The 4,551-nt window shown below is 58.4% G+C and carries 4 protein-coding genes and 1 pseudogene; all 5 read left to right on the forward strand.

Translation table 11 applies throughout. The annotated features are described in order from the left end of the window. The coding region (locus CINSTRO3249_RS12960; RefSeq protein ID WP_044698828.1) for an IS1 family transposase at positions 1-113 on the forward strand (113 nt) is incomplete at its 5' end. A gap of 20 nt (positions 114-133) precedes the next feature. Beyond that, positions 134-2,290 carry a lysine decarboxylase LdcC gene (locus CINSTRO3249_RS12965; protein WP_074013578.1) on the forward strand — a complete coding sequence of 719 codons (2,157 nt, stop codon included), beginning with the start codon at positions 134-136 and terminating at the stop codon, positions 2,288-2,290. 135 nt (positions 2,291-2,425) lie between these two features. Beyond that, on the forward strand, positions 2,426-2,815 hold the full coding sequence (locus tag CINSTRO3249_RS12970; protein WP_074013579.1) for a VOC family protein: 390 nt from the start codon (positions 2,426-2,428) through the stop codon (positions 2,813-2,815). After that, on the forward strand, positions 2,805-4,268 hold the full coding sequence (tilS, locus tag CINSTRO3249_RS12975; RefSeq protein ID WP_074013580.1) for a tRNA lysidine(34) synthetase TilS: 1,464 nt from the start codon (positions 2,805-2,807) through the stop codon (positions 4,266-4,268). The genes CINSTRO3249_RS12970 and tilS overlap by 11 nt, the downstream gene beginning before the upstream one ends. A gap of 51 nt (positions 4,269-4,319) precedes the next feature. Next, a pseudogene (locus CINSTRO3249_RS17720) lies at positions 4,320-4,551 on the forward strand (hypothetical protein); the annotation flags it as partial.

Genomic DNA, 4,551 nt, shown 5'->3' on the forward strand with positions numbered 1-4,551 from the left:
CGCTCCGTACCCGCATTAAACGACTGGCGCGTAAAACGATTTGCTTCTCGCGCTCTGTCGAGATCCACGAAAAAGTCATCGGAGCCTTCATCGAAAAACACATGTTCTACTAATTGGAGTCATTACCCGCTGAATGAACATTATTGCGATACTTTTGCCGGATCAGGTATTTTACAAAGCCGAACCCGTACGGGAATTGGCACAGGCGCTGACCGACCAAGGCTATCACATCGTCTATCCTACCGGCAGCCAGGATTTATTGACCTTACTCGAGCAAAACCCGCGCATCGCAGGGATTATTTTCGACTGGGAACAATATGGCATGGATCTTTGCCTGGCGATTAATGAGATTAACGAATACCTGCCGCTGTATGCGTTTATTAGCACCCACTCGGTGCTTGACGTCAGTGCCAATGAAATGCGCATGGAGCTGTATTTTTTCGAGTACGGATTAAACGCCGCCGCCGATATCAGCCAGCGTATCCGACAATATACCGCTGAATATATTGACGCCATCATGCCGCCGCTGACCAAGGCGCTGTTCCATTATGTCGAAGAGGGAAAATATACCTTCTGTACGCCGGGCCATATGGCCGGTACCGCCTATCAAAAAAGTCCGGTGGGTAGCCTGTTTTATGACTTCTTTGGCGGCAATACGCTAAAGGCGGATGTCTCGATTTCCGTGACTGAGCTGGGATCGCTGCTGGACCATACCGGACCTCATCTGGAGGCGGAAGAATATATTGCCCGTACCTTCGGCGCGGAACAAAGTTATATGGTGACTAATGGCACCTCCACCTCTAACAAAATCGTAGGAATGTACGCCAGTCCCGCCGGTAGCACGGTGCTTATCGATCGCAACTGCCACAAGTCGCTGGCCCATCTGCTGATGATGAGCGATGTGGTGCCGATTTACCTGACGCCGAGCCGCAACGCCTACGGCATCCTCGGCGGTATTCCGCAGCGCCAGTTCAGTCGCGCAAGTATCGCGGAGAAAGTGGCGGCCACCCCGCAGGCCAGCTGGCCGGTGCATGCGGTGATTACCAATTCGACCTATGATGGCCTGCTGTATAACACGCAATACATCAAACAGACGCTGGCCGTGCCGTCAATCCATTTCGACTCCGCCTGGGTGCCGTACACCAATTTTCATCCCATCTATCGCGGCAAAAGCGGCATGAGCGGCGAGCGAACCCCCGATAAAGTCATTTTCGAGACACAATCGACGCACAAATTGCTGGCTGCCTTTTCACAGGCCTCAGTTATCCATATTAAGGGTGATTATGATGAACGCACCTTTAACGAAGCGTACATGATGCACACCACCACCTCGCCCCATTACGGCATTGTCGCCTCCATCGAAATGGCGGCGGCGATGGTGCGGGGTAAACCGGGGCGCCGGCTTATCCAACGCTCCATTGAGCGGGCGCTGCATTTTCGCAAGGAGGTCCAGCGTTTACGTCAGGAGTCGGAGGGCTGGTTTTTCGATATCTGGCAGCCCGAGATAATTGAAGACGCGGTCTGCTGGCCGGTGGAGCCGGGCGCGCCGTGGCATGGATTTCGCGATGCTGACGCCGAACATATGTATCTCGATCCCATCAAGGTGACCATCCTGACGCCGGGTATGGATGAGGCAGGCGACATGGCGCCGGAGGGGATCCCGGCCTCGCTGGTGGCTAAATTTCTCGACGAGCGCGGCGTAGTGGTGGAGAAAACCGGCCCCTACAATTTATTGTTCCTGTTCAGTATCGGTATTGATAAAACCAAGGCGATGAGCCTGTTGCGCGGCCTGACCGAGTTCAAACGCGCCTACGATCTCAATCTGCGGGTGCGCAATATGCTGCCGGACCTGTACGCGGAAGATCCTGATTTTTATCGCCATATGCGCATACAGGATTTGGCGCAGGGTATTCACCATTTAATCCGCCAGCATCATCTGCCGCAGTTGATGCTCAATGCCTTCGCGGTGCTGCCGGAGATGAAAATGACGCCCTACGCCGCGTTTCAACAGCAGGTGCGCGGCAACGTGGAAACCATAGCGCTGTCGCAAATGGTCGGCCGCATCTCTGCCAATATGCTGTTGCCGTATCCGCCGGGAGTGCCGGTAGTGATGCCCGGTGAGATGATTACCGAACGCAGCCGCGCGGTGCTCGATTTCTTGTTAATGCTGTGTTCAATCGGCCAGCACTATCCGGGTTTTGAGACCGATATCCACGGCGCCGAACTGACCGAAGAGGGGGAGTACCGGGTGCGGGTGCTGAAAGAAACCGCCAGCCGGGAAACGGCTTAGGGATGATGGCAGGCCGGGTCTGTACGGCGCGCGCTAAAATTGATAAAAAGGCGGGCAAGCCGGCCGCGGGCACGACTGCGCTGCCGGGCGGGCCGTTTTCGCCAATAAGCAGATGAAAGACGGGAACCTTAACACATGATTAGCCTACAGCGGATGCACCATATTGCCATTATCGCCAGCGATTACGCGCGCAGTAAAACCTTTTACTGTCAGGTACTGGGTTTTACGCTTATTGGCGAACACTACCGTGCCGAACGGGACTCCTGGAAAGGTGATCTGGCGTTGCACGGGCAATACCTTATCGAGTTGTTCTCTTTTCCCGGCGCGCCGGCACGGCTGAGTCGGCCGGAAGCTCAGGGATTGCGGCATTTAGCCTTTAGCGTCGCCGATATTGAGGAGGCGATTGCCGGCCTCGTTGCCGCCGGCGTAGCCTGCGAGCCGGTGCGGGTCGATGCGCTGACCGGCAAAAAATTTACCTTCTTCACCGATCCCGATCGCTTACCGCTGGAGCTGTATGAAGCCTGATGCCGAGGGGCTGGTGCAGGCGCTGCGCCGTCGCGTCGCCGGCCGCGTCGCGCCTTACCGCGCCCTGTTGCTGGCGTTCAGCGGCGGTCTGGATTCCACGGTATTGCTGGATGCCCTCGCCGCGCTACGCGATGGCGACGGCCTCCCCGGCGGCGAGGGCGTGCCGGCGTTAACGCTGCGGGCGGTGCATGTCCATCACGCTTTAAGCCGTCACGCAGATGCGTGGGCCGCGCACTGCGCGCAGGCATGTCGTCAGCGCGACGTCGCCTTCAGTGTGGGGCATGTCGTCATCAATGAGACGCCGGAGGGCATCGAGGCGGCGGCGCGCGACGCGCGTTATCGGTCGCTGACGGCGGCGCTGGCGGGGGATGAGGTGCTGCTTACCGCCCAGCACCAGGACGATCAAGCGGAGACGCTGCTGCTGGCGCTAAAACGCGGCAGCGGGCCGGCCGGTCTGGCGGCGATGGCGGCGGATGCGCCGTATCAAGGCCGCCGTCTGGTGCGGCCATTGCTGGACTTCAGCCGGGCGGAGCTAGAGGCCTATGCCCAGGCGCGCGGGCTTCGCTGGATAGAAGACGACAGCAATAGCGATCCGCGGTTCGATCGCAATTTTTTGCGCCTGCGCATCCTGCCGCCCTTGCGGCAGCGCTGGCCGCACTTTGCCGATGCCGCAGCGCGCAGCGCGCAGCTTTGCGCCGAGCAGGAACAGCTGCTGGACGAACTGCTGGCGGATACGCTGGCCGATGTCATCGCACCGGACGGGTCATTACGTTTGACGGCGCTAACGACGATGAGCGAGGGCAAGCGCGCGGCGGTGTTACGCCGCTGGCTGGCCAGCCGGGGCGTGAGAATGCCCGCACGGGCGCAATTGGCACGCCTATGGCAGGAGGTGGCGCTTAGTCGGCGCGACGCCGTTGCGCAACTGCAGCTCGACGACTGGTTGGTGCGGCGCTTTCGCGACAGTCTTTATGTGGTGCCACGTTTGGCGCCGCTAATTGACCCCGAAGCAGTGTTCCATTGGCCGCTGGAAAATGAACGGCTTATGTTGCCCGCGAGGCTCGGAACCCTCCTTCGACGCCCGGTGGAGAACGGTAGCGCGGCGCCGGTGGCTGTCGTGCGTGCACCGCTGTCCGGCGAGCGGGTATCGGTGCGATTCGGCGCCGTAGCTGGCCTATTGTATATCGTAGGACGTCGCCGCGGGCGAACGTTGAAAAAAATCTGGCAAGAGCTGGACATCCCACCGTGGCGGCGCGGCAGCACGCCGCTGCTGTTTTATAATGACCAACTCATTGCGGCGCTGGGGGTGTTCGTGACGTGGGAAGGCAAGGTGCATGAACCTCAAACGCCATGGCGGCTTTTTTGGCAGCCGGGCAGTGATGACGCGATGGCCGCCGCGCCAAAGGGCGGCGGTCAGGGCGGGGTGTTGTCAGACGAGAAGAGCGGAAGTGATTAGCGGGCTGCAACAGCGGCCCGCACAAGGGGCATAGGTATCTACACATTTATCGTGATACCTGTTATTACTTTGCAGAATGATTTCAACCTATCTGTTGGCGGGATTGACTCTCGCCTTACCCGCCGATATCAGACGCTGGTTAAACAGCATATGACACCCGCGGCTCTTCTTGCTTCTGCGGTTAAAGACCTCGCAAGTGCTCAAAAATCAACTTTCGCAACTACCCAAGCTGTCTGGCGTTTTCTGAATAATAAGCGAATTAGCTTCAGTCAACTCAATGAGC

It is taken from the genome of Candidatus Sodalis sp. SoCistrobi (genome assembly GCF_900143145.1).
GTDB lineage: Bacteria > Pseudomonadota > Gammaproteobacteria > Enterobacterales > Enterobacteriaceae > SoCistrobi.

Bases quoted from the DNA above. Each gene is read 5' to 3' on its own strand.
- CINSTRO3249_RS12965 (WP_074013578.1), top strand. From the start codon at position 134: ATGAACATTATTGCGATACTTTTGCCGGATCAGGTATTTTACAAAGCC.
- CINSTRO3249_RS12970 (WP_074013579.1), top strand. From the start codon at position 2,426: ATGATTAGCCTACAGCGGATGCACCATATTGCCATTATCGCCAGCGAT.
- tilS (WP_074013580.1), top strand. From the start codon at position 2,805: ATGAAGCCTGATGCCGAGGGGCTGGTGCAGGCGCTGCGCCGTCGCGTC.